Source organism: Bifidobacterium crudilactis, assembly GCF_000738005.1.
In the GTDB taxonomy this organism is placed as follows: Bacteria; Actinomycetota; Actinomycetes; order Actinomycetales; family Bifidobacteriaceae; genus Bombiscardovia; species Bombiscardovia crudilactis.
This window is the reverse complement of the sequence record NZ_JHAL01000002.1, coordinates 893,015-918,896: the sequence shown is the minus strand read 5'-3', so window position 1 is coordinate 918,896 and position 25,882 is coordinate 893,015. Positions and strand designations below refer to the sequence as shown.

Annotated in this window: 15 protein-coding genes, 1 tRNA gene and 1 pseudogene; 12 read left to right on the top strand and 5 right to left on the bottom strand. The window is 53.4% G+C overall.

The features are described 5' to 3' along the window. Positions 1-38: 38 nt before the first annotated feature. From DB51_RS06105 to DB51_RS06080, 6 genes are all read left to right on the top strand, one after another. Complete coding sequence (locus DB51_RS06105) at positions 39-617, top strand: DUF805 domain-containing protein (protein WP_034252585.1); 579 nt, start codon at positions 39-41, stop codon at positions 615-617. Between the two features lie 1,517 nt (positions 618-2,134). Continuing rightward, positions 2,135-4,147, top strand: coding sequence for an isopeptide-forming domain-containing fimbrial protein (locus tag DB51_RS10200; RefSeq protein ID WP_034252582.1), 2,013 nt, complete (start codon positions 2,135-2,137; stop codon positions 4,145-4,147). Between the two features lie 125 nt (positions 4,148-4,272). Further along, the gene (locus tag DB51_RS10195; protein WP_156958256.1) at positions 4,273-4,740 is read left to right on the top strand and encodes a COG3415 family protein; all 468 of its coding nucleotides are present in this window, start codon (positions 4,273-4,275) and stop codon (positions 4,738-4,740) included. Positions 4,741-5,553: 813 nt separating this feature from the next. Further along, positions 5,554-6,891, top strand: a complete 1,338-nt coding sequence (locus tag DB51_RS06090) for a DEAD/DEAH box helicase family protein (protein ID WP_162174625.1) — start codon at positions 5,554-5,556, stop codon at positions 6,889-6,891. 16 nt (positions 6,892-6,907) lie between these two features. Next, positions 6,908-8,080, top strand: coding sequence for a hypothetical protein (locus DB51_RS06085; RefSeq protein WP_156958255.1), 1,173 nt, complete (start codon positions 6,908-6,910; stop codon positions 8,078-8,080). A 64-nt stretch (positions 8,081-8,144) separates the two neighbouring features. Then, entirely contained in the window at positions 8,145-10,373 is a 2,229-nt protein-coding gene (locus tag DB51_RS06080; RefSeq protein WP_034252569.1) for an AAA family ATPase, read from the top strand. A 323-nt stretch (positions 10,374-10,696) separates the two neighbouring features. Here the strand turns inward: DB51_RS06080 and DB51_RS10615 are convergent. Further along, positions 10,697-11,964: pseudogene (locus tag DB51_RS10615) on the bottom strand (IS3 family transposase). Between the two features lie 464 nt (positions 11,965-12,428). On the opposite strand from DB51_RS10615, the gene DB51_RS09810 reads away from it, so the two are divergent. Beyond that, positions 12,429-12,683: a recombinase family protein gene (locus tag DB51_RS09810; RefSeq protein ID WP_084674586.1), complete on the top strand. Its 255-nt coding sequence runs from the start codon at positions 12,429-12,431 to the stop codon at positions 12,681-12,683. Then, on the top strand, positions 12,680-13,678 hold the full coding sequence (locus DB51_RS06065) for a recombinase family protein (RefSeq protein WP_051867328.1): 999 nt from the start codon (positions 12,680-12,682) through the stop codon (positions 13,676-13,678). The genes DB51_RS09810 and DB51_RS06065 overlap by 4 nt, the downstream gene beginning before the upstream one ends. 318 nt (positions 13,679-13,996) lie before the next feature. Here the strand turns inward: DB51_RS06065 and DB51_RS06060 are convergent. Continuing rightward, a tRNA-Pro gene (locus tag DB51_RS06060) sits at positions 13,997-14,073 on the bottom strand. A gap of 140 nt (positions 14,074-14,213) precedes the next feature. Between DB51_RS06060 and DB51_RS06055 the strand changes: the two genes are divergently transcribed. The 3 genes from DB51_RS06055 to hisN all read left to right on the top strand — a co-directional run bounded on the left by DB51_RS06055 (position 14,214) and on the right by hisN (position 17,695). Next, on the top strand, positions 14,214-15,395 hold the full coding sequence (locus tag DB51_RS06055; protein WP_034252566.1) for a hypothetical protein: 1,182 nt from the start codon (positions 14,214-14,216) through the stop codon (positions 15,393-15,395). A 108-nt stretch (positions 15,396-15,503) separates the two neighbouring features. Then, a complete protein-coding gene (gene aroA / locus DB51_RS06050; RefSeq protein WP_034253986.1) occupies positions 15,504-16,847 on the top strand; it encodes a 3-phosphoshikimate 1-carboxyvinyltransferase in 1,344 nt (447 codons plus the stop codon). 14 nt (positions 16,848-16,861) lie between these two features. Beyond that, the gene (gene hisN / locus DB51_RS06045; RefSeq protein ID WP_051867327.1) at positions 16,862-17,695 is read left to right on the top strand and encodes a histidinol-phosphatase; all 834 of its coding nucleotides are present in this window, start codon (positions 16,862-16,864) and stop codon (positions 17,693-17,695) included. Between the two features lie 204 nt (positions 17,696-17,899). Here the strand turns inward: hisN and DB51_RS06040 are convergent, their stop codons facing one another. From DB51_RS06040 to DB51_RS06030, 3 genes are all read right to left on the bottom strand, one after another. Then, positions 17,900-19,126 carry an acetate/propionate family kinase gene (locus DB51_RS06040; protein WP_034252564.1) on the bottom strand — a complete coding sequence of 409 codons (1,227 nt, stop codon included), beginning with the start codon at positions 19,124-19,126 and terminating at the stop codon, positions 17,900-17,902. A 98-nt stretch (positions 19,127-19,224) separates the two neighbouring features. Further along, entirely contained in the window at positions 19,225-20,913 is a 1,689-nt protein-coding gene (gene pta / locus DB51_RS06035) for a phosphate acetyltransferase (RefSeq protein WP_034252561.1), read from the bottom strand. A 240-nt stretch (positions 20,914-21,153) separates the two neighbouring features. Further along, on the bottom strand, positions 21,154-23,631 hold the full coding sequence (locus DB51_RS06030; protein WP_034252558.1) for a phosphoketolase: 2,478 nt from the start codon (positions 23,629-23,631) through the stop codon (positions 21,154-21,156). Positions 23,632-24,288: 657 nt separating this feature from the next. Here DB51_RS06030 and guaA point away from each other — a divergent pair. Beyond that, positions 24,289-25,851, top strand: a complete 1,563-nt coding sequence (gene guaA / locus DB51_RS06025) for a glutamine-hydrolyzing GMP synthase (RefSeq protein ID WP_034252555.1) — start codon at positions 24,289-24,291, stop codon at positions 25,849-25,851. Positions 25,852-25,882: the final 31 nt, after the last annotated feature.

The following is a 25,882-nucleotide window of genomic DNA, read 5'->3' as shown; positions in this document are numbered from 1 at the left end:
CAAATCGGGGGATTATGCGGAATCGAAGGAAGAGGAACGTGCGCCGCCAAACGACGTTGTATGTATACACACCACGCCGTGCGACGCGATGGGGCGAGGCGGTCGCGTTGTTCTTCAGGCAATACACCGTATTCTCTGGCAGGTCGACTCGAAGCGAATTCTGGTGGTGGAGTCTCACGAATCTGCTGATTGTATCCTTGCTGTCATTCGGCAACGGTCCTGTCGCCGGATACGCCGGTCTGGTCTGGACCATGGTCACGTTGGTGCCCACACTGTCGTTGGGTGCCAGAAGGCTGACGGACAGCGGCTTGAGTCGTGTCTGGTGCGTCCTCCCGTATGTCGGTGGGTTGCTGACGCTGATGGTTGGTGCAGGGAGCTTCCTGTATGGTCTGGACGTCGGTTATGCGCCCGCCGCGTTCCCGAATTTCGGACATATCAGGATCGAGGCACATGTTCCCTTTGCAGACTCTGTCGGCTTGGCGTCGCTGGCATGCATATTCGCCTATGTGGTGTTGATGCTGAGACAAAGTCGCTCCGCTCTTCCCAACGCCAAAGTCGTCGGCCCGACCCTGCGTATCTCACCTGACACCGATGCGGATGCCTGCCTGCAGATATGAGCGTGTCGGAACTATCTGACGTTCCAATTCTGCAGTATTCCTTACCTTGATGCTCCTTGCCTAGGCGTTGTGTTTCATAATCTCCGGTGTTCCATGACCTCCGCGCAATGAGAGGGCATCACAGTGCTTCCGGCATGGTGTTTCGATGCGGTGGTATGCGTAATTGCGCAGGTAGGTTCCTGATTTGCGGCATGTGCCCGATTCGCGTGATATCGCGAAGGGTGCGGTCCCGGTTCCGCAGTAGATAGCGCATATGTTCCCTGGGTGAAGAGAGCTAATGAGCATTGGCCTGCAGAGAACAAATTATACGTATTGTATGATTAACGGCATCATGAATTTTGGCTTGTCCCCCCCGCGGTGTTGTGCGGTGCCGTGCCGTCGAAGTCCAGACGCATCGCATCTGTTTGATGGCGTTCTGTTTGCCGGAATTCCGGTCGCGGGGGGGGGTGCTGTTTTTTGACATCCCTAAGGTGGTGCTGAGTATGCGGTCGTTACGTTCTCATAGGTTTGTTCGTTCGGTTTCTGGTGGGCGGGTGTACGGAGGGATTCCCGTGTTTATCGCGTTCGTGCTCTCCATGTTCATGTTGTTGACTGGTGCGTTGGCGGTGGTGTCGGTTGAGCCGGCTGAGGCTGACACTGTGGAGTTGGGGCCTGACGGATATTTCAGCACGTTGAGTGAGGGTGCAACTCCTGTGAAGACCGGTGGTTGGTCTTCGACGCGTCGTATCGTGTTTGGCAAGCAGGGAAATGTGACATACCCGGACGACATTCCGGCGTCGATTAAGGGATCCGCGGTAAGTGTATCTGGTGGATATAAGCCTTTGGCGAAGGGTAATATTGGCAGTGAGACGGGTAAGACGTTTTTAGAGAGTAATAGCTCTTTTCCAGGAGAGTCGTCATCGACTTCAGTTGCTGCGGATGAGACGCTGTTATGGGCTGATGATGTGGTGACTGCTAATATTCAGTTTGATACGAATTATCCGAATCAGCATTCTTTCGATAGCGAGGATGGTCCGTATAAGTCGAATTTGGCTCTGGTATCTGATGCGGTCGGTTCGTGGAATTATTCTTCGTTCGAGCAGGGGTTATTGCGTTCTGCTCGGGTAGAGGGCGTGTGTACTGCCGCTCATTCGTCTGCATGCGATTCAGGTAGCGAGCCGTTGACTAATCCCGTTGGTTCTTTTTCAGTGAACGCGTATAAGGTGTTTCCGTTGTCTATTGGTGATGTGGACAGGTATTTTGGCCACACTTCTATTGATACGTCTGGTGATAATTTGCGTTGCAAAACTCATGTTGATGCAGGCAATGTTGGGGGCTGTGCAAATAGTACTTCTGGCACGTGGTTGCGTAGTCCTTTCTGGTGGAGCGGATGGTATGCGCTGGCTGCGTGGGGCTACGGTAACCCGGAAGGTGCCGGTACAGAGCACAACGACCTTTTTGGGTTTCGACCTGCGCTTCGTCTAAAGCTTGACACTCTTCTCCTATCGGCAGACAGCGGCAATCAAGGTCAGAGTGCTGTGGGTGATTTGCGGTTGACGTTTGTTGATGCGGCTGCGGGATCGTTGACGGGTGCTTCTGCGACGGCGAGGAACACAGGCTTGGTGTTGCAGGGTACGCACGGCAGTCTGACGGATGGTCTGGGGTTTAAGATTGTTGACCCTGATAACTCGACTGAGGTGGTGGCTTCGGGGTTGACGCAGTCGGGTGTGGTGGATGCTGCGTCGTTGCAGGCGCAGGGTGTGGTGTCGGGTAAGGCGTATGACGTGTATTGGTGGGGTCAGGAGAATGGCAGTGCGACTGAGGGTTGGTCGAACAGGGCCACGGTACCGAGTACGACTCAGTTGACGTTTGATTTCCTTTCCTTTGGTATTTCGCTGACCGGTCAGACTCAGGGTGAGTTAAAGGCGTACAAGATTGGTGAGTACGGGGAGACGATGTTTGACCAGACTGGTGCGCTCAGAAGCGTGCGTTTGGATACTCCTGAGGGTTTGGGCACGGTGTTGAAGACTACTGCCGGGACTGCTGGTGGTAGTGATGTGGATACTGGTAATCCCATTGGCTGGGTGGCCTCGCAGTGGCTGGGTTATCCGACTGACCCATTGTCGGATGATGTGACTTCGGCGTGCAGTCCGTATGCGGGCAAGCTCCAGTTGCTTGCTCAGGAGTTGGCTAAGGATACGGGTGTGTTGGGTGCTGCTGCGGGGAGTTTGCCGAAGCTGGATGGTGGTCCTGAGACCTTGAAGGTGTCTGGTCCGGGCTTGTATCTGATTGTGGATTCATCTCAGGATTCGGGTGGTTCTTTGCCGATTATCGTGGGCACGAAGGTCTTCAACGATGCTCTCGGTGATGACGGCGGTTTCGTGGACTTCGCGGATGCGGGTGTCAAAGGCAAGCCGCGTCTTGGTCAGGCGTCGTTGAAGACCACGGTGACGGATATCGCCAAGCGGATTGTCAACGATGCGGGTATGGATGGTTTCGACGTGGGTACCGAGGTGGAGTATGAGGTTACGCTTCGGGTGCCTGATTTGAGTGGGTTCACGGTGGATTATGACTCGTATGAATTCAATGTGGCTGATGAGGCGGCGTCTGGGTTGACGTTGCCTGCCGATGGGTCGGGGGTTGAGGTGTTCGTGGATGCGCTCTCGCCCACGGAGCCTCAGACCCTGCCGTCCTCGTCGATTACGGTGGCTGGCGACACCTTGAGTGTGTCGGGGTTGAAAGCCCTGTTCGTGAATGATAATGATACTAACCCGGTGACGGGTAAGACTGGTGAGGTGCCTGTGGGTTCGTTGATTCGACTCCGCTATACGGCGGTGTTGAATACGTCGGCTGCGGTTTCGGCTCCTGTTGAGGGGGACTCGTTGAAGCCGAATGTGAATACCGTGACCCTGACCCGCTCCTATACGGGCAGCGCGACTGCTGGTTGGACGGATAACAGCGATGGCACGGAGTCCAGGAGTGCTGTGGCGAACGCCTACACTTTCAAGCTGGACGTGGTGAAGCTGGACAAGGACGACCCGTCCAAGAGGCTTGGCGGTGCGGAGTTCGAGGTGAGTCGTGCGAAGCATGAGGGTGGCAGTGAGACCCTCGAGTTCGTGGGCTCTGATGGTGTGTATCGTCTGGCGGTCGCTGGTGAGACGGGCAGTAGTGTCACGGTGGTCACCAAGGCTGATGGCACGCTGTCTCTGCTGGGTGTGGAGGCTCGTGAGCTCTCCTTCAAGGAGACGAATGCTCCGTCCGGTTATTTCAAGGTGTCCGATTTCGGGGTGGACATCCGTCCCGTGTGGAATGAGGATGCCACACAGGTCACGAAGGTCACCTATGCCACGTCGGGCACGAATCTCGCCTACGTGTCCCAGAGCGGCAAGCAGGTCATGGTCCTCGACCCGGCGTGGAGTCTGGCAAACCTGCCCTATACGGGTGGTATGGGTATTCTCATCCTGTTGGTCGTCGGCGGCCTGATGCTGGTGTTCGCCGTCCGCCCCTATGTCCTGTCGAGGCGGGCCGAGCGTGACGCGAACCTGGTCTAGCTGTTCCGTCCAGGGGCTTAAACGAGATAGCTGCATCATAAGTACGGCTTTTGCGATGAATTATCGCCAAATTGCTGTCCTTATGATGCAGTTATCATCAAAATGATGCGATATTGTGCGAAGCGATGCGATATAACCATGCGCTGTCACCAGTAGTGCACTGCGCCAATCTAGTCGGGCTGAGCATCAGCGATGCAAATAAATGGGAGGCAGCGTATCAGCATGTTCAAGAAGTTATGAACAACCCATTCGTTCCAACGGTTCAAGATTCTGCAACTTCCCCAATGCGAAGAAAACACATGCGCTTGGAGATATTGCCTGAGGATGTCGCCGAGATCGTCCAGATGTACCAATCTGGCATGACCACCACGCAGATCGGCAAAAAACTTGGCTGCTGCCGGCAAAAAATCGGGGACTGCCTGAAACGGCAAGGGATCAATATCAAATCTCCTTACCAAGGAGATCCAATATGGAGAAAACGAATCATCGACACCTACGCTGAGGAACATACTTTTAAGGGAACAGCTCGACGGGTTGGAGCCAGTGTACGGACCGTGAAACGAGTGCTGCATGTCAGTCAGTCATCTGACTGACTCACACTCTACTAAGCATGTGAACCTGCAGTGAGATGAGAAGGTTCTAGTCCCTTGAACCACTCATTGAGACCAGTAATGTCAAGCTTCCAAAGCGTTGCTGTTAATACGCGCATGGCCGTTGCTATCGTTGAAAACGACTTCCTGGTCAGTATGCGACAAACAACGCGTTGCTGGTTCGTTTATTAGCATCTGATAACGGGTGTTCTTCGACTGCCAATTACGCAGATTGACAGTATGTTCTAAAGTCTTTGTCTACTGACCTGCATTGTAATACTAGGAAAATGAAGAATTGTTGGTGTTGTTAAGAGTGCTTGTATGTCTGACTTCGACTCCGAAAGCGACTCCTCCTGATCTCGTTTCTAAACATTGTTACTGGTATTTGAACACCTAGAAAAATTGAGTTCTTTGGATCTCAATGTGAGGTCGGCGTAAAACCAAGGAGATTTTCTACCGGTGGGTAATGAGCTGCAGGGCGACCACGAAACGATGAGGCAGCTAAGGATTAATAGGAAGTTTCAGACATCATTGGGACTATAAAACATTGGGTTATATTTGAACATAAGTCGTTTTCCCTGTGTCTTTGTGAAGTGATAAATGTGAGTAAGGATTATCTTTCTATTAATCTGAATACGGTAAGACCTTTCTCACCGTGAAAATGATGCGTGATTTCTTGCTGGATTATTGAAAGCATAATGTAAGTATCGATATTTATAGAAAGAAGTCAGTCGTGCCCTTCGTTTCAAAAAAAGTAAATCCTTCGCTTATTTGACACCGCAGGAAATGTATAAAGATAATAAACGGAAAAAGATAATGGGCACGCTTGATTATCAGTCTTCAATGCTCGAAGAGTATCGACAGAATATCGATAAAAAGACTGTCGCACTCGAAATGCCTACGGGTAGCGGTAAAACTCTCGTTGGACTTCTGGTCGGAGAGTTTCGGAGAAGGAAGAATAATGAAACAGTTCTGTTCTTATGTCCTACGAACCAGCTTGTGCACCAGGTCGTCGAGCAAGCAAACTCGAAATATGGTATTGATGCGATAGCTTTTACGGGTCGACAACGAGACTATTCGGCAAAGGACAGGCAAAAATATGTCTCGGCAAGTGCTATAGGCGTGACAACTTATAGTTCTTTCTTCTCGAATGGTCAGCTATTTAAGGATCCCGAAGTACTAATCCTTGACGATGTTCATGCAGCTGAGAACTATATCGTATCCAATTGGTCAATTAGACTTGATCGATCCCAAGTTCAATATAGTCAGCTCTGTGAGTTGTTTAAAGAGATTATGCCGGAATGGTTTTATCAACAGCTCTCCCAAAGCGAAGATGACATGGAACCATATAGTTCTTGCGATATGCTTCCATTTCCGCTCTTAGAACAAGTGATGGATCGCTACTCAGGAATACTCGCGTCACTTCAATCTGATACCTCCAATTACTATGCTTACAATCGGATACGAGAAAATCTTGATGAGTGCAATATCTTTCTAAATCGAAACGAAATACTAATTCGACCGTGGATCGCACCCACTGAAACATTCGCACCATTTGTAAATTCAAAGCAACGAGTACTAATGTCTGCCACCCTCGGGCGTGGAGGAGAACTCGAACGGGTCACCGGAATCGAAGATATTACACGGCTCCCAATTGCTCCAGAGTGGGAAAAAACTGGAATCGGACGTCGCTTCTTTCTATATCCGGAATTGGCGAATAACATTAGTATAGGTGAAGCATTTTCCAGTTTGCAATCCATATTTCGAAGAAGCGTCGTGCTGGTACCAAATAATGGCATGGCAACAAAACTCATAAAAACATTCAATGAAAGTATGCCAGAAGTTAAGGTATTTCAATCCCAAAATATTGAAACATCGAAAAATGAATTCATCAACAGCTCCGACGCTACTGTAATATTGGCGAATCGCTATGACGGTATCGACTTCCCCGAAGAAGAAAGCCGGCTCCTTTTTATTTTTTGCCCTTCCCAAGGTCACAAACTTACAGGAGCGTTTTCTCATAGAGAGGAGCTCATCAAATATATTGTATGGAGAGCGTTTACGGACTCGCGTGATTCAATCGGTTGGACGGTGTACACGTCGCCCAGGAGATTACTCTCTGATCTGTGTTTTCGATGGCAGGAACGTAAGTGATTTATCAAACCCTAAGGTGTTTCCACAGTATCCTCCAGAGCTTCGTGCCGAAATGCAATATGGCATAGAAAATTCTCAGGTAATCAACAACTTGCAGGATCTCATTGAACAATCTACATACTTTAGAGACCAAACGAATGAATGGCAGAGTGCCGAAGATACGATTATCAGCTACAGAGACGACTATTCACTCGTCAACAGTTCCAGCAACAATCAAGATCTAGATACTCTTCAAAAGTGCGCGCGCATTGAAGTCCGTTTCCAATATGCACTTTGGGCAAAAGATTATAAACGTGGCTATGAAGAGGGGCAGCAAATCATCTCGACACTTTCCAACTCGTCATCGCTAAAAGGTTATTACTCTTTCTGGAACATCATCCAAGGATGCGTCGCATATAAGGCAATATCAATGGATGGAAATTATTTCGTATCAGGATCTAAATGTCTCGAGCAGGCAAAACTTAATAACAACAGTATTCGTTGGATTCCCTTCCTTGCGAAGCAACTCTTTTCGAATATCATTGAGGATCCGGAAGCCAGAACTGACTATTTTGAAGAAGCCCTTCCAAGATTTGAAAGGGTGCTTACCAACTATCGTTCACTCGGACAATTACAAAATGATATTCAACGAATCTTGGCAAATTTGCAATCTCAGGATGGAACAGAATTCGAACAAGGTCATCGTGACCTTGGTAAACTATTAGGATATATCTCGGTAAATCCCAGTGAACATGGGGCTCCGGATCCATATTGGGTCCTTTCCCCAGGCGTGGTTCTTGTTTCCGAGGATAAGATATATTCAGAAGGCAAAGGCTCGGTCAAGAGTGTTCCATTAAGACATGTTCGCGAAGCGCTCACACATGAAAAATGGATTCGTCAGAATGTTCATCAAATTATTGAACCGGAAATTTATACAGTATTCATTACTACAAGTTCAACTATAAATGCTGACGCTCACGATCCTGCAGAAGGACTCTTTTACCTTAAACGCAGTGATCTCTATCAATGGGCGATCAAAGCAACTACAACGGTGCAGCGAGTGTACAGTTCGTTTACCGAATCAGGCAACGCTGAATGGCAGAATTCTACCCACACTGAATTCTTGAAGGCGCAAGTTCTCCCTTCGGACGCATTGAGGCTTTTCACTGGGAGACATTTGACAGACTTAACTGTAACTAAGGAAAGTTAGTGTCCTGTCTAATCAGTTATGTGATACTTCAAATTTGATGATGAAGCCAGAAAGACTGTGTGATATGTCAGATGTTGCTGTGCTGGAACTGTCAGAGTTTGCAGACCGTTTCGAATTGCCTGCTCGTATCGAAGGACTGAGCAAAGTTAACTTCATATACGGCAAAAACGGTACCGGCAAATCCACGATCTGCGATGCAGTACGAAATGCGTTCGGTGTCGATTATGATGTACGAATTTTTCAAGGATTCGACAAACTTCTTGCCGGAAGCGTCACACTTGATGCATTCGCGTTGGGCGTTGAAAATGTCGAGATTCAGGAGAAAGTCGACAGTCTGAGACGTGATATAGAGACTCTAACAGGGCAAATTGATACTGAAGCGGTTGATGAAAATATTGGGAAACAACTCAGTCGCGCAACAGATGCAGTCAGCACGGCTCGAGCTGCAATATCCTCTTTCGTAACGAGCCAGGCTAAGCACATCAAAAATCTCACAGACCCGCAGGTTGCCAAAACCTCATATGACAAGAACGATTTCCTCCGAGACATCCAGACGGCTTCACCGTTGGAACCATCAGCATATTCGGAAGCGGTCGGAATTCTGACCACAGGTCTGTTGTCCTCGCCCTCGTCGGTCACCTTTCCACGAGTTGATCTTGAAAGTGAAACACAGGTTGTTAATGAATTGCTCCAGCGATCCATCGGACGTGAGGTTGTGCTGGCTGAAATCGGTGACAATGTCGATAAGCAGCATTTTGCCAAACGCGGTATGCAGATTCATTCCAGGAAGACGGGGGAGCGTTGCGCCTTCTGTGGAAGCGAAATATCCGAGAATCGGTGGGAGCTTCTGGACGGGTATATCAGCAAGGCCGAAACTGCTCTGGAGTCAGCGTTGAGTAACGAAATCGCACAACTTACAGGGTTGAAGGAACAGATCGAACAGCTCGATCATGTTCCTCTTGATGGATTCTATCCACCATTTACAAGCCGAGTTGATGAGTTGAACCGTCAGATTGACGATAATAAACAGAACCTGCTGCCAACCCTAAGACAGCTGATCAAGGCATTGGAATCAAGACAACACGATATCTACAAGGTTAAAGAGCAGGTTTCACTCAATGCCAGCTCGGATTTTAGCGACATCGAAGCAGATCTCGCTGATCTTCTTCAAGAGAACGAGGAGTTTTCGACTGATATTGAGCGGCGGCGGGCCCAGGCTAAACGGCAGCTTCTCCTCCATGAGGTATGGAAGAGCTTGCAAGAGGGAACGTATTCTAATCTGCAGCAACAATTGAATGAGGCCGAAGCCAGTCAACAATCTGCTCAAGAGTCCGTAGATGCAATTACACAAAAAATACGCGACAAGCGGGCTCAACAATCGGAATTGCTGGAGCAGACACGCGACGAAACAAAAGCAGTTAAATCAATAAACCATTACCTGACAGGCATTGGAAATTCATCATTCACGCTTGTTCTCGAACAAACACCGGAACATGGACAGGGTTACTATTCCATACAAAGTACAAGTGGAAGGCGACGGCCGATAACTGAGTTAAGCACAGGAGAGAAAAATATCATCGCATTCCTCTACTTCATGCAAAAACTCCAATCAGATGATGGGACGAATAGCCCCAAGATGGTGGTCTTGGATGATCCGATGAACAGTAATGACGATACGGTCCAATTTCTGATGATGGGTGTCATCAAACAGTATTACGACCCGTCCCAACAGACACCATCCTCAACAATGGGTGCTGACGACATGCTGATTGTGCTAACTCACAACACGTACTTCTATCTGAATGTAAGGCCATATCAGACACGATATCGTGACATAATCCGGGCTGGTGGTAAACAAATAAACAATCCTTATCGATATTTTCATTTACGGAAAAACGGTGAAAAAACAAGCATTCAGCGGATATTTAAGGAGGACCAAGACATTAAGACTGCCTATGACTCGTTGTGGAGTGATCTTCGTTTTGCGTACGACAACGATCGGCCAGGCTTCATGTGGAACTCCATGCGACGAATCATCAGCACCTTTGCTGAGTTCAATGGCATGACATTCAATTCGTTCCTTGAAAAAACAGACAGCGTCATAGACAATACGCTCGGATGCGCTCTCCACAAAGGTCTTAATACCAACTCCCATGAATTGCTTGACCTGGAATTTGATTCAAGCTCGTGCACCAGAGAGCAGATGATCCAATTCTTGCATGATGCATTCGAGAAACTTGACTATGAGGCACACTTCAACAAGTACTGGCCGAATTACAATGCCAGAAACTAGTTCGAGCATGACACGTCGAATTATTGAAGGATGATTTCGTGGAAGTGCTGCCGGGATGCTGTACGAAATTATCTTGGAGATTAGGTTCATGAACCCGGATTCTTTGGATAAAGACGAATCCGGGCAGTGCATCCCGGCCCGAACCTATTTATGCATTAACCGTTGTGAAAAACAACCGCCGGTATCGTCCGGTATTCGGTGATCGACGGTAAGGTGCGACCGGCGGCATCACTTGCCTTCTCTGTGCGAGGAGGCAAGAAGGCTTCGCCTGATTGTTATGAATGTAATTGCACAAAACGAGCCGCTATGCCGCCAGCCTAGCCTCATTTACTCACAGTTGTGATGTGGACTGATTGTTGTTCTCTGTTGTTTATTGGGTGACTGGTGTCGCCTTGGTTTGATGATACCGTGCTTCTATCTCGGCTGGTGTCTGGTAGTTGAGGTGTTGGTGCAGGCGTTGGTTGTTCCACCATAAGACCCATTGGAAGGTTGCTGTTTCCAGTTCTTGCACGCTCTGGAACGGTGCGACGCGTGTGATCAGTTCGTTTTTGTACGCACCGTTGACGCTTTCGGCCAGCGCGTTGTCGTATGAGTCGCCCACGCTGCCGGTGGAGGCCAGGATATCGGCTTCCTTGAGGCGTGTGCCGTACAGACCACTGATGTACTGGGTGCCGTGATCACTGTGATGCACTAATCCCTGGGCGTCGCCATGCCGGACGGTCCAGGCGATGGACTGGTCCAACGCGACCAACGGCAACGCCCGGGTGTGTTGGCTCGCCGAGACCGCCCATCCGACGATCCTTCTGGCGTACGCGTCGGTGACGAACGCCACGTACGCGAACGAGCCGGACGCCAAGCGCACGTAGGTGATATCCGCGACATGGAGCATGCCCGGCGCATCAGAGCGAAACCGGCGGCGTACCAGATCCCCACGCCCCCGGTACTTCTCGCGGGTCGCGTGGTTACCGGTATCCGACCCCGGCGAACACCCCGGATACCCAGGGAACGCATCACACGCAATACCTGGTCACGACCGATACCACACCAACCCTGACGGATCAGCTGGGCGTCCATCTTCCTGTACCCATATACCGCCATGAACCGGTGCACATGAACCATCGCGATATCACGCGCCAAAGCCTCATGACGCGCCCGCATGCGCGAAACAGCACGCCGCTTGGCCTGCCAGTACGCGCGTGGCGTGAGAAACCCGCAAACCAACGAAACCCTGAGCGTCCTGCAGATAGGCCCGACCCCGAAACGACAACGATACACGTCAATATACGCGCTCATCAGCGCCGTGTGGGTCGAGCCTGGCCGCGAAAAAAGCCGACGCGGAACTCAAAATCTCATTCGCGCGACGCAGCTGCGCAACCTCGCAACGCAGCTTCTTCAACTCCTCTGACTCTCCCGGACCCGCAGTATTCGCCGCATCAGCACGTTCCTGCCAACGACGCAACGACTCCGCAGCAATCCCAAGACTCTTCGCCACACCCTCCAAAGCCTTGGTCTCAGACGAGTAATTAACACGCGAATCAGCCAACAGTCTGACCGCCCGCTCCCTGAACTCCTGTGAATATCTCCTAGCCATAATTCCATCATCTCCTATCTAGGGAAAATCAGGAACAAAAACCAGTCCATATCAATGACCTGATCGAAGTCCTGGCAGTCACATTCGACACCAATACCATGTGTACAAGTCAATATCGACCGCCACCCGACCGAACTACTGCAACACAATCGAGCAGACAACGCAACCTTCCCTGCCGTATAAAGCCCACTGCCTGTGGGAAAACCAGCCGAAACAATGGATAATCCGCTGGACTAATTCGCCGAAAGGAGCGGTAATAGACACATGAATACGACACAACAACAAGGCAACAAACAAACCAACGCTGGCGACCCGTTGGTGGACATATTCACTCCAAAAGGTGCAGTCATGTACCTGCGCGTTTCCACTCGGCAATAAGCCGAACGAGGAGGACGAGACGAAGGATTCAGTCTGCCAGCACAGCGTGAAGCGAACCAGGAAAAGCACAATCACTTGGTGCTTTCATCGTCAAAGAATTCATCGACCCCGGGGAATCAGGCACCAGCATCAACCGACCAGTCCTCAAAGAAATGATCGCCTACCTCAAAGACGAGAACACCGACATCGACTACCTCATCGTGCACCAAATCGACAGACTAGCACGCAACCGCGCCGACGATGTGGCAATCAACCAAATCCTCGACCAGCTAGGCATACAATTTCCACCTCCGAAAACATCGACCAAACCCCCTCAGGAGTACTCGTACACGGCATCATGAGCAGCATCGCCGAGTTCTACTCCAAAAACCTCAGCAACAAAGTCAAGAAAGGCATGAGCGAGAAAGTCAAAAACGGCGGATCTGTCGGACGAGCACCCATCGGATACCTCAACGTGCGCGAAATCGTCAACGGACGAGAAAACCGCACCGTAAGAAAAGACCCAGAACGCGCTCCACTCATCACCTGGGCATTCGAACAATACGCCACCGGACAATGGACACTCAAAACCTTAAGCGAAGAACTCACCAACCGAGGGTTGACAACCGTGAAAACCACACGACAAAACAGCAAAAACCTCACCCAGTCCAAACTCCAAGTAATTCTCCATAACCCGTACTACACAGGCATCGTCACCTATCAAGGTGTTGAATATCCGGGCACCCACACAGCGATTGTCAGCACCGCAACATTTAACAATGTCCAAACAATACTGAATTCACACCTTATCGGTGAACGCACCCGCGTACACCCACACTATCTGAAAAGCACCGCATACTGCGGACAATGCGGACACAGACTCCTCTTCATTCAAACCAAGAACAGCCAAGGCAACCACTACGATTACTTCATCTGTCTGGGAAGACACACCCGTAAAAACCATTGCAAATTCAAGGCAACCATGATCTACCGAATCGAAGAAGAAATCCAGAAACTCTACGACCACATCCAACTCAGCCCCGCATACCGCAAACGATTGGAACAATCATTGCGAGATGAGCTACACAAGCAACAATCTGAAACGCGGATTGAACATTCACAACTATCCGAAACCAAACGCAAAATCGAAGCCAAACAACGAAAACTACCTCGAAGCACATTACGAGAACGCCATACCCATCGAAATCATGCGAGAAGAACAGGAAAAACCCTACCACCGAACTCAACCACATCAAACAGCGCCTTGACGCTCTCACAACAGATCTCGGCGATCAAGAACTCCTCATTACGCAAGCACTGGATTTCGCTCAATATTGCGGCAAGGCATATCGCCTAGCAGACGACATGATTAAACGAACGCTCAACCAAATATTTTTCAACAAGATCTATGTGAACCCGGAAACCCTGCAAAACCCAGTACTCACCATTGGCAGCTACAACACCCCATTTGACATCATCTACCACGCATCATCAACCACACCAATACCCAAGCATTCCAGTACGCAAACGAAAAACAGCTCACAAATCCTTAAACCACCTGAACAACCACAAGGTGTTCAAGGAATCACAGACATGTCAGATAGAGAGAACGCGGACAGTGACAACGCCCCCAGTACGGGGTTTAATAATGTCATAAGCTTGAATAAGACCTCAATGGTCGGGCCGACAGGATTTGAACCTGCGACATCCTGCTCCCAAAGCAGGCGCGCTACCAAGCTGCGCTACGGCCCGATGTCCGAAGACCTCGGTGTCTCGCTGCGAGCTCCACGAAGAAGCTGCGCTGCAAGCACAAGATAATATTGTAACCCATAAATACCCGTAGCGTGTTGCGGCTAGAATCGGGGGAGCGGTGAACAATCGGAGGAGGGCATATGGGGCGGCATCAACGTGCCGAGACGTCCGGTTTGATTTCCTTCATACTTTGTCTGATGGTCGCTGCGGTTTCAATGACGCTCTATATGGATAATGCTCCGGCGATATGGCTGGTTACCAGACGTGTGTTCATCGTAGGTTCGGCGGCAGTGGCCATATGCGGGGTTCTGTCCTTTATCGTGGGGTATTCAAGACGTTCCCGTTCCCTCAGCGGGGGCAATGGGTGGTGGGTTCCCATCAGGCGTGTGTTTGAGATTATCGCCTTGTCCGTGGTGTATGCGGCGACGATATTCCTCTCGATTTACGCCATCCTCGCCATCATGAACGACATGATGGGCGTACGGATTTTCAGTGGATACATCCCATGGGTGTGCGGCATTTTCGCCGGAATCGCCGGGTACATCACTTTCGTGCAGGCCGACCTGATGGACGCGAAAACCATCGCGTCCTTGCTGCCGCTATTCGTCATGGCCGGTGTCTCCACGGCAGGGCTGACCACGGACGACCCGTATTGGTGGCACAATAATTTCTCGCAGCTGGGGGACCGCACCACCTTTGCGGCGAGAATGTTCAACTCCACATTGATTCTCGCAGGCGTGTGCATCATCATCATCAGTTACTTCGCGATTTCCGAGTTGAGAGCGACCCATAGGATGCGCCTGGCATGGTCGGCCTCCCACAGGCCCGCCCCTAAAATCGATGATCTTCCTCAAGCCTCTGGTGAAGTACATCATTTCAGGCTTCGCACCACACTGCTATCGGTGCTGCTGGTCTGTTCGGGGATTGCCTTCATCGGCATAGGCAGCTTCAGATATTCGCCCCATCCGATACTGCACAATGTCTTCGCCAGGGGGCTCCCAGGGCTGATGTGCATACTGCTGATAGGGTTGCCGTGGCTTGCTCCGCAATTGTCGAAGGCGATGTATGTGATATCCGACCTGGCGATAGTGCTATGCGCGGCAGCAGGAGTCATATGGCTTGAAGGCGCGAATACCCTGACCAATGTGGAGGCTCTGGCCGGACTGATGTTCCTCGGTTGGTTCATCGTGTTTTCCAGGCAGATCGCGGCAATCGAAGCAGACCGTGTTCAGGCCCAGCTGGTCTTCATACAGAGCGCGTCCGGTCATGTCGACGGCGACGACCCGGTTATGGTCGAATCGAGACTTTCGGCGGACCAGTAGCACGGGGAATGCACGCCATTCACAGCTGGCGTCAGGACAATGTTTCCTGAAATCTGTTTCCTGAAATCCGGCGACCCAAAATCGTGGAGAACGGATACCATGTCAGGTATGACAACAGACTCAAGCAACAGCGCAGCATGGCAGGCTCCGGAGCCCGTCGGTCCGCTGAACGCCAACGTCCCCATACCGGGCAGCAAGTCCTTGTCGAACCGATACCTCGTGCTCGCGGCAGCAGGCCGCAAAAGCGTCGAGTTGCGGGGACTGTTGCGCTCGCGCGACACCGAGTTGATGATCAGCGCTTTGGAAACCCTTGGTGTTCGAATCACTGCGAATCACTCCGACCCGACCACGGTCAGAGTCGAAGCTCCCAGTGATGGTCGTTACCAGGGAAATGTCACCATAGATTGCGGTCTTGCAGGAACCGTGATGCGGTTCGTCCCCGGGCTCGCCATGAGCGCGGACGGTCCGGTGACCTTCGACGGGGACAGCCAGGCATATCAACGGCCGATGGCCCCGTTGCTCGACGGTTTGCGACAGCTTGGTGCAGACATCGTCTTTCACGGGCAGCAGGGGTATCTGCCGTTCACACTTACACCTCCACAACACTGGAATTCAGGAAAAATCAGCATTGACGCCTCAGCCTCGTCGCAATTCATATCAGGATTGCTGCTGACAGCATCGACCTTTCCTCACGGCATTATTCTCAAACACACCGGAAAGAGACTTCCGAGCCTTCCGCACATCCGCATGACCGTCGATGACGTGAAACACGCCGGCGTGCAGATAAAAGCCCATGAATATCAGCGTGAATGGCTTGTCGAACCGGGGCCTGTCCAGTTGCCCTTCATCGTCGGCATTGAACCCGACCTGTCGAATGCGGCTCCTTTCCTCGGTGCCGCGCTTCTTGCCGGCGGCAGCGTGGAGGTTCCTCATTGGCCTGAGCACACCACCCAGCCCGGAGGTCTCCTTCCCGGATACCTGCAGTCTCTGGGGGCGAAGGTGGAAATGATTCCGGACCAGGGGCAGTTGCTGTGCAAGGTCACTTCCGACGGCACCATTCACGGGCTGGGAGATTTCGATTTGTCCGCAGCAGGGGAGATAGCCCCTTCGCTTGCAGCCTTGCTGGTGTTTGCCGATGCTCCCACACGTATGCTCGGCATCGGGCATCTCAGAGGCCACGAGACGAATCGCCTTGCAGCGCTGGTTGAGGAAATCAACCGTATCGGCGGTCATGCCGAAGAGCTGCCAGAGGGTATTGCGATTACGCCCGTGCCTCAGGAGAGTCTGCATCCTGCCGAGCTTCGGAGCTATGCGGACCACCGCATGGCGACCTTTGCGGCGATGCTGGGTCTACGAGTCCATGGCATCACCGTGGACGATATCGGCACGACAAGCAAAACCCTTCCGGAGTTCGTGGATATGTGGCATTCCCTGCTGGATGTCAAGAATTGAAAGGCGGCGCCTCAATGGTGGCGAAAACGGTTTACGACGAGCAATCCTTCACGCAGGAATTGAAGGGCAACCCGCACTATGACGATCTGCTGCTCGCATTGGAGATGGCCGATGCAGCCGACCAGCTCACCTCCCATCGTTTCGGAGCCATGGACCTGCGGGTACAGGACAAGCCCGACCATACGCCGGTCACGGACGCTGACAGGGCGACGGAGGGCCTGATACGTACGATGCTGGGAGAGAGCAGGCCGGATGACAGTATCTATGGCGAAGAGCTCGGGAAGGCCGAATCAACGGGCAGGCGTTGGATAATTGACCCCATCGACGGCACCAAGAACTTTGTTCGCGGTGTACCGGTGTGGGCCACGCTGATTGGTCTTCAAGACGGTGACGACATCGTGGTCGGCGTGGTGTCGTCTCCGATGCTGCACAATCGCTGGTTCGCCGTCAAAGATGGCGGCGCATACATGGGGGAGAACCCGGAGCATGCGGTCCGTCTGCACGTCTCCGGTGTTGCGGATATCGCCGATGCCTCCATGTCGCTGTCATCGTTGACGGGGTGGAAAGAGCGAGGCGACAGGGATAGTCTGATAACTCTGACGGATGGTATGTGGCGGCTGCGTGGTTTCGGTGATTTCTGGCAGTATATGCTGGTCGCCCAAGGAGCTGTGGATGTCGCCGCAGAGCCTGAACTCGACTTGTACGATATGGCAGCCCTGGTGCCGGTGGTTGTCGAAGCAGGCGGCAGATTCACGGATTTGAACGGCAATCCCGGGCCCTGGGGTGGCAACGGCCTGGCCAGCAACGGCTTGATTCATCAGACCGTCCTTGATGCGCTGAACAGTTAAGCCCCGAATACGATACCTGCATCACAAGGCCAGCTCTTCCGAAGAATTACGTGGATTCTGTCCTTGTGATGCAGGTATCTTTTTCCTGAATGGCCACTGTTCGGAGTACCGCCAAGCAGAATACGTTTCGGCCTCCCGCTCATCTCATAAGAGCGGGAGGCCGAAACGATGACCGCTTATCTGCAGGTCATAGGCGTTGCGTCACTACTTGGCGAACACGTTGCCGTATGAGTCGCCTTCTCGGGCGATGACCTCTGATTGACGGGCGATGGAAAGCTCCTCGTTCGTCGGAATGATGCAGATGGCGATGCTGCTGTCAGGCGTCGAGATGATGCGCGGCTCCTTGGAGCGGATGTCGTTCTTCTCAAGGTCAATCTTCACACCGAATGGAGCAAGCTTCTTGGCGACCTCTCTGCGCACGACTTCGTCGTTCTCGCCAACACCTGCGGTGAAGGTGATAACGTCCACGCCGCCCATCTGAGCGACATAGTTGCCGATATAGCCGACAATGCGATGCACATAGATGTCCAGCGCGAGCTTGGCGTTCTCGTCGCCCTCCGCAATCATGCGGTGAATCTCGCGCATATCGCCGTGACCGGTCAGGCCGGTCAGACCGGAACGCTTGTTGAACAGCGTGTCCAGCTCGTCCACGTTCATGTGGGCGTTGCGAATCAGATGGAAGACGACGGCGGGATCGATGTCTCCGGTGCGTCCGCCCATGACCAGACCTTCGAGCGGCGTGAGGCCCATCGAGGTCTCCACCGGCTTGCCAGAGATCTGGGCGGAGGCCGATGCGCCGTTGCCGATGTGCAGAACGATTTGCTTGAGGCCTTCGGCCGGCTTGCCGATCAGTTCAGGAACCAATGAGCCGACGTACTGGTGGCTGGTGCCGTGGGCTCCGTAGCGTCGGATGTGGTATTCGTCCGCGATGTCCTTGTTCAGAGCATAGGTGCTGACTGCCTTGGGCAAATCGAAGAAGAAGGAGCTGTCGAATACGAAGACCTGTGGCGTGTCGGGCAGCAGCGAGCGCATGACTTCGGCGCCGACTGCCTCGGGGCCGTTGTGCAGAGGTGCGAGCACTGCAAGGTTCTTGACCTGTGCGATGGTTTTATCGGTTACCAGAGCTGGCTTGGGGAAGACCGAACCTCCCTGGACCACACGGTGGCCAACGGCGACGATGCCCGCCTCCTGGATGCTTGGCCCGTACTCTTCGAAGAATTCCAGAACTCGTTTGAGACCGACTTCATGGTCGGGAATCGGCTCCTCAAGCTCATGCTTTTCGCCGTTGTATTCATGCTTGTAATGGCCGTCTGACGGTTCGCCGATTTTTTCGACAAGACCGGAAGCGAGACCTTCGCCTGATTCAAGATCGACGAGTTGATACTTGATTGAGCTAGAGCCCGAATTGATGACTAGGACGGTTTTCGCCATTATGGCTTCCTCCTGTTGATATGACACTGGAGCGAACGCTCCCTACTGTTGCGAGATTACTCTCGGGGGCTTACAAAACAGTGCTGTGGAATGCGGTATCAGTCTGCCTGAGCGGCTGTGAGAGCAACGGTATTGATGATGTCCTGCACCATTGCGCCACGTGACAGATCGTTGACCGGTTTGTTCAGTCCTTGCAGCACGGGTCCGACCGCAAGCGCCCCTGATGAGCGTTGGACGGCCTTGTATGCGATGTTCCCGGCGGAGAGGTCGGGGAATACGAAGACATTGACTCTGCCGGCAACGGGGTCTCCCTGGGCCTTGCTTGCGGCGACCTGTGGCGACCATGCGGCATCGAATTGGATCGGACCAACCACCTGGAGTTCGGGTGCCTGCTCACGCAGCAGTTTGGTGGCTTCCTCGACGAGTTCCACATCCGGGCCCTTGCCCGAACCGAGCGTCGAATACGACAGCATTCCGATACGGGGTTCGATGTCGAATGATTGCGCCGTCTGCGCGGACTGGATGGCGATTTCGGCAAGGCACTGGGCGTTGGGATTCGGATTGATGGCGCAGTCGGCGAACAGTGCGACGTGGGTGTCGAAGCACATCAGGAAGGCCCCTGAAACCAATGACGAGCCGGGTTTGGTCTTGATTGCCTGCAAAGCCGGGCGAACGGTGTTTGCGGTGGAGTTTATCGAGCCAGAGACCAGGCCGTCCGCCTTGCCCAGCACCACCAGCATGGTGCCGAAATACGAGGCGTCCTGGAGCGTCTTGCGTGCCTGCTCTTCGGTCATGCCTTTCTTGCTGCGCAGTCTGCATAGTTCTGTAGTCATCTGGGCGAGCAGCTCCTCCTCGTGCGGTGATTGGAAGCTCGCCTTGTGCAGCTGCGTCAGACCGAGAGCGTCACCTCTTTCGAGTATCGACTCGCGTTCCCCGACGATGATGAGATCGACGATGTCGCGGGCAAGCAGGAAGTCCGCCGCCTGGATGATGCGGTCCTCCTCGCCTTCGGGCAGAACGATGGTCTTATGATGGGCCTTTGCCTGGTGCAATAGAGAATATTGGAACTGCAGAGGTGTGACCGGGATGTTCCAGTCCTCTTCGCTTGCCTGAATCAGTTCGTCTGCAGGCACCTGTTGCCTGAAACTTTCCAGTGACTGCCGAATCGTGTCTTCGCTCTGCGGGTCGACCGTTTGCGGAGGTACCGTCCATACCTGATAGGGGAGTTCGCGCAAACCGTTCAGTGTGTCTTCGCGCCGTTCAGGTGAGCATCCTGTCACGAACAGTCCCAGAACCTTCGAACCTGCTTCGTCAACGGCCTCCTCGCAGGCATGTACGGTTGCGAGCAGCTCGGCGGGATTGCGGTGAAGCGTGCATACGGCCAGAAAAACCGGGGATTGGAGGTCGGCGGCGATTTTGGCGTTGAGACTGAACTCCTCGGGGTCCGTGATGGGCGACTTGTCGGTGCCGACGATCACCGTGCTGTCAAGCGTTCTCGCATCGATGATGTGGTGATACCTCGCGACGATGTCCGCACGCATGGACATCTCGTGCGAGCGGAAGACTTCGGGGCTGACGCCTATGGAGTCGTCAAGTGGAATGGCTGAATCGGCGGTGTCCAGCAGAATCCGCGTGAAAGGATCCTTACTTGCTGCTGAAGGGCGGAATATCGTGGTCGAACCGTGACGCGCGAAGGCATCGGCGACTCCCAAGGCGACGACATTGCGACCATTGGCCGATTCTGGACTGAGTATGGATACACTGCGGAAACTCAATGATCTCTCCATTCGGACGACATGCTGCTACGACTGTGTAGCGGCAACGAATATCTGCAACCGCAAGGTATTGACCAGGCGTTACATCTGCACTGCGGTGAATTCATCGCTGCTTGGACAGCTCTGTGGTTAGCAACTCATATTGTAGTGCGCCTGTGTGATACGAATCACCATTCAGGCGAATATAACAAAGGGTTCCGAACGGAAATCCGTTCGGAACCCTCAATCAACTCGGAGAGTCAGCGATTCACATCACTCGTTGTCGCCCGCGGTTGCAGCAGTAGCCGTGACGGCTCCTGGGATTTCGGTCTTGACGCCAGGCCACACCCAATCGGTGTAATCCGGGTGATCGAAGCCCTTGTCCACTGCGTACTGGAACGCCTCGGTACGGAACTTCTCGAGTTCATCGATCTTCGAAGCGAACTTCTCCGCGTCGACTGCACGCAGTGCTTCGGCGGTGAGTTCGTAACGATCGATGTTGTTGACGCGAACCATGTCGTACGGAGTAGTGGTCGAGCCCTGCTCTTCGTAGCCATGGACGTTGAAGTTGTCGTGGTTCGGACGGTCCCAGATGAGTCCGCGAATCTCGCGTGCATAGGAGTGGTACGCGAAGAGGACGGGCTTGTCGGCGCTGAAGAGTTCGGTGAACTCGGCATCGCTGAGGGCCTGGTCGTTCTCGGAGGCGTTCTGGATCTTGAGCAGGTCAAGAACGTTCACGAACCTGAACTTCACACCAAGCTGGTTCAGCTTGTCAGCTGCAGCAAGGAGCTCCTGAGTAGGAACATCGCCTGCGGCTGCGAGCACGATATCGACGTCCTCGCCGTCCTTGACGTTGGAAGCCCACTTCCACTCGGCTGCCCCCTTCTCGAGCTCTGCGCGAGCTTCATCGAGGGAGACCCAAGTAGCTGCTGGCTGCTTGCCGGCGATGATGGCGTTGATCTTGTTCGTGGACTTGTATGCACGCTCGGAAACGGCGAGCAGCAAGTTCGAATCAGCTGGGAAGTAGATCTCCACAACGTGGTCGTTGTTGAAGTTCTTGTTCAGCAGGATGTCGATCACGCCTGGATCCTGATGGCTGAAGCCATTGTGATCCTGACGCCATACGTGCGAGCTGACCAGGAGGTTCACCGAGGAGATCGGCTTGCGCCAAGGAATCTCACGCACGGTGGCCTCAAGCCACTTCGCATGCTGGTTGAGCATGGAGTCGATGACGTGCACGAAGGACTCGTAGGAGCTCCAGATGCCGTGGCGGCCGGTGAGGAGGTAGCCCTCGAGGAAGCCTTCCATTTGGTGCTCGGAGAGCTGTTCGGTGACCTGACCGGTGACCTTCATGTTCTCGTCGACCTGCTCGGAGATATAACCTGCATCCCACTGCTTGCTGGTGACCTCGTATGCGGCGGAGAGACGGTTCGAAGCGGTTTCGTCAGGCCCGAAGATACGGAATGAATCCGGGTTGAGCTTGATGATGTCGCGGGTGTAGACGCCGAGACGACGAGTCGCCTCGAGCTGTCCCCAGCCGTGCCCGTACTCTTCGACCTCGCGTACTGCGTAGTCGTCAAGGTCGGGGAGCTTCAGGTCTTCGCGGATGCGACCGCCGTTGGCGTTCGGGTTCTCGCCGATACGCAGCTCGCCTTCAGGCATGAAGGACAGCACGTCGGAACGAACGGTGCCGTTCTCGTCGAAGAGCTCTTCAGGCTTGTAGGATTCCAGCCAGTTCTTGAGGACCTCGAAGTGAGCCTCGGTATCGCGGGCGGAAGCCAGCGGCACCTGATGGGCGCGCCATGAGCCTTCGGTCTTCTTGCCGTCGATGAACTTCGGGCAGGTCCAGCCCTTGGGAGTGCGGAAGATGATCATCGGGTAGAACGGACGAGTCATGTCGTCGGTCTGCGCGGTGGCCTTGATCTCGCAGATTTCGTCGAACACGGTCTCGAAGAGATCGGAGAAGCGACGGTGGATGGAGAGGCTGTCCTCGTCATCGAATCCTGCGACGAACTCATATGGTTCGTATCCCATGCCGTGGAAGAACTCGTGAAGCTCTTCGTCGGAGATGCGGGAAAGAATGGTCGGGTTGGCGATCTTGTAGCCGTTGAGATGCAGGATCGGCAGCACGATGCCGTCGGTACGCGGGTTGACCAGCTTGTTGGACTGCCAGCCGGTGGCCAGAGGGCCGGTTTCGGCTTCGCCGTCACCGACGATGGCAGGAACGAACAGGCTCGGGTTGTTCATCACGGCGCCGTAGGCGTGTGACAAGGCGTAACCCAGCTCTCCACCTTCGTGGATGGAGCCTGGTGTCTCGGGTGCGAAATGGGAAGGAATGCCGCCCGGGTAGGAGAACTGACGGAAGAACTTCTGAAGACCGGCTTCGTCTTTGGTGATCTTCGGGAAGTACTCGGTGTAGGTTCCATCCAGGTAGGACTGGGAGGTGCCGGCAGGACCGCCGTGGCCCGGGCCCATGATGATAACCGTGTTCTGCTGGTGGTCGGCGATAAGACGGTTGATATGGCCGATCAAGAAGTTCAGACCCGGGGTGGTTCCCCAGTGCCCGACCAGACGATGCTTAACGTCCTCGCGGGTGAACGGTTCCTTCATCAGTGGATTACTACGAAGGTAAATCTGGCCAATGGAGAGGTAATTGGCTGCACGCCAATACTTATCGACGGCTTCCAGGGTCTCGTCGGAGACTGGGGCATCCAGCTTCTTCCAAGGGGTGCCAATAACAGGACTCGTCATATATACTCCTGTACTCCTGCACTGTGTTGTGCGATTGATTATTTTCGTTCGGTTGTGAGTGTTCCGCCTAACGTTTCCGATTCTTGGAACCCTCATCACCAGTCGTTAAACATGCTACTTTGACTAGCAGACTTATGGAGTCTTTTTTGCGTGTCTGTTCGATGTTGTTAAGGAAACTGTAGATTCTGTTACCTTTTGCATCGGCTTGATTTGGCCCGAGATGCCCGATATTGCAGCTGCGACAGCGAATTTGCGAAATTCTGAGGATTTGACTCTGAATGAAATTGTCTAGGGGAATGACACTATAAAGTTCGAATGAACATTTTCGTTGTTCTGATGCGGTGTCAAAAGAAGGGCATCGAGCGTGTCGGATGAGGGAATACCGCACTGCACGGGTTGCATGAGCTCCTCAGTGCAGCGGCAGGGGGAAAGATGCGCAAGAGTCCCGGCATGGACCGATTCGGGGGAGCCGCTGACTCGCGGCATAGCGGAATGTCTAAAACAGCAGACATAATCGACGTATTCAGAAAAGCCTCGATCCGACCTTTCATTGCCGGCGGCCTTGCTGCCGGTTGCCGGGCCTCGCAGTGCGGTATCCGACGCATATGCGGCCGCTGTGGACGATTCGTCGTGACTCATAGGAAAGCGAGAGAATATATGGCACAAGGTCCCGTACTTGTGGTCGATTTCGGTGCGCAGTATGCGCAGTTGATTGCACGCCGGGTGCGTGAAGCTCATGTGTATTCGGAGTTGGTTCCGCACTCGATGCCTGTCGACGAGATACTCGCCAAGGACCCCAAGGCGATTATCCTGTCGGGAGGACCGGCTTCGGTGTTCGAGCCGGGAGCTCCCGGCATAGATGCCAAGATATTCGATGCAGGGATTCCCGTGCTGGGCATCTGCTACGGATTCCAGGTAATGGCGCATGAACTGGGCGGCACCGTGGACCGCGCCGCTCTGGGAGAATACGGAAAGACGCCCGCGGCCGTAGACCATGCTGAAGGCATTCTCGAAGGATCACCCGAGGAACAGAGCACCTGGATGAGCCATGGCGTCGCCGTTGAAAGCGCGCCTGAAGGCTTTGAGGTGCTCGCCCATACGCAGGGTGCGCCGGTAGCCGCCATGCAGGATACCGAGCGAGGTCTCTACGGAGTGCAGTGGCACCCGGAGGTCCGTCATACTCCGCTTGGCCAGAACCTCATCGAGACCTTCCTGCATGACTGTGCGGGTATTGAGGCCCATTGGGATGCTTCCAGCATCATCGAAGAGCAGGTTACGAAGATTCGCGCTCAGATAGGCAATCACCAGGTCATCTGCGGGTTGTCGGGGGGAGTCGACTCGGCTGTTGCTGCGGCGTTGGTGCACAAGGCGGTCGGAGACCAGCTGACATGTGTGTTCGTCGACCATGGTCTGTTGCGTAAGGGCGAGGTGGAACAGGTTCGCAAGGACTTCGTCGAAGCCACAGGGATTCGTCTTGTGGCGGTCGACGCCTCTGCGGATTTTCTTCAGGCTCTGGACGGCGTGAGCGAACCCGAGCGCAAACGGAAAATCATCGGCGAACGCTTTATTCGCACCTTTGAGAAGGCGGCGCGCGACATCGTCAGCAAGGCTGGTGAACAGGGCGAAGAGGTCAAATTCCTCGTGCAAGGTACCTTGTACCCGGATGTCGTGGAATCCGGTGGCGGTGATGGTGCGGCGAATATCAAATCGCACCACAATGTCGGAGGACTGCCCGATGATCTGAAATTCTCGCTGGTCGAGCCCTTGCGCACACTGTTCAAGGATGAGGTCCGCGCCATAGGCACAGAATTGGGTCTGCCCGACGACATCGTCTGGCGGCAGCCGTTCCCCGGTCCGGGACTGGGTATTCGCATCATCGGTGCGATCACTCAGGAGCGGCTCGATCTGCTGCGCGAAGCGGACGCCATCGCCCGCGAGGAGCTCAGCAAGGCCGGTCTTGATCGTGACATCTGGCAGTGCCCGGTGGTGCTGCTCGCCGACGTTCATTCAGTGGGCGTTCAAGGCGACGAGCGGACTTATGGCTCGCCTATCGTTCTGCGTCCTGTGAGTTCGGAGGACGCGATGACCGCCGACTGGTCCAGAGTCCCTTACGATGTGCTCTCGGTGATTTCGACCCGCATCACCAACGAGTGCCGCGGCATCAACCGCGTTGCCCTTGACGTGACATCCAAGCCGCCGGCAACAATCGAGTGGGAGTAAGTGGAGCACTGCCAAGTGGTATCGCCAAATG

Excerpts from the sequence above, each read along its gene's own strand:
- guaA (WP_034252555.1), top strand. The coding sequence starts at position 24,289 with ATGGCACAAGGTCCCGTACTTGTGGTCGATTTCGGTGCGCAGTATGCG.
- aroA (WP_034253986.1), top strand. The coding sequence starts at position 15,504 with ATGACAACAGACTCAAGCAACAGCGCAGCATGGCAGGCTCCGGAGCCC.
- DB51_RS06080 (WP_034252569.1), top strand. The coding sequence starts at position 8,145 with ATGTCAGATGTTGCTGTGCTGGAACTGTCAGAGTTTGCAGACCGTTTC.
- DB51_RS06055 (WP_034252566.1), top strand. The coding sequence starts at position 14,214 with ATGGGGCGGCATCAACGTGCCGAGACGTCCGGTTTGATTTCCTTCATA.
- hisN (WP_051867327.1), top strand. The coding sequence starts at position 16,862 with ATGGTGGCGAAAACGGTTTACGACGAGCAATCCTTCACGCAGGAATTG.
- DB51_RS06040 (WP_034252564.1), bottom strand. The coding sequence starts at position 19,126 with ATGGCGAAAACCGTCCTAGTCATCAATTCGGGCTCTAGCTCAATCAAG.
- DB51_RS06090 (WP_162174625.1), top strand. The coding sequence starts at position 5,554 with ATGGGCACGCTTGATTATCAGTCTTCAATGCTCGAAGAGTATCGACAG.
- pta (WP_034252561.1), bottom strand. The coding sequence starts at position 20,913 with ATGGAGAGATCATTGAGTTTCCGCAGTGTATCCATACTCAGTCCAGAA.
- DB51_RS06030 (WP_034252558.1), bottom strand. The coding sequence starts at position 23,631 with ATGACGAGTCCTGTTATTGGCACCCCTTGGAAGAAGCTGGATGCCCCA.
- DB51_RS10195 (WP_156958256.1), top strand. The coding sequence starts at position 4,273 with ATGCGATATAACCATGCGCTGTCACCAGTAGTGCACTGCGCCAATCTA.
- DB51_RS06065 (WP_051867328.1), top strand. The coding sequence starts at position 12,680 with ATGAGCAGCATCGCCGAGTTCTACTCCAAAAACCTCAGCAACAAAGTC.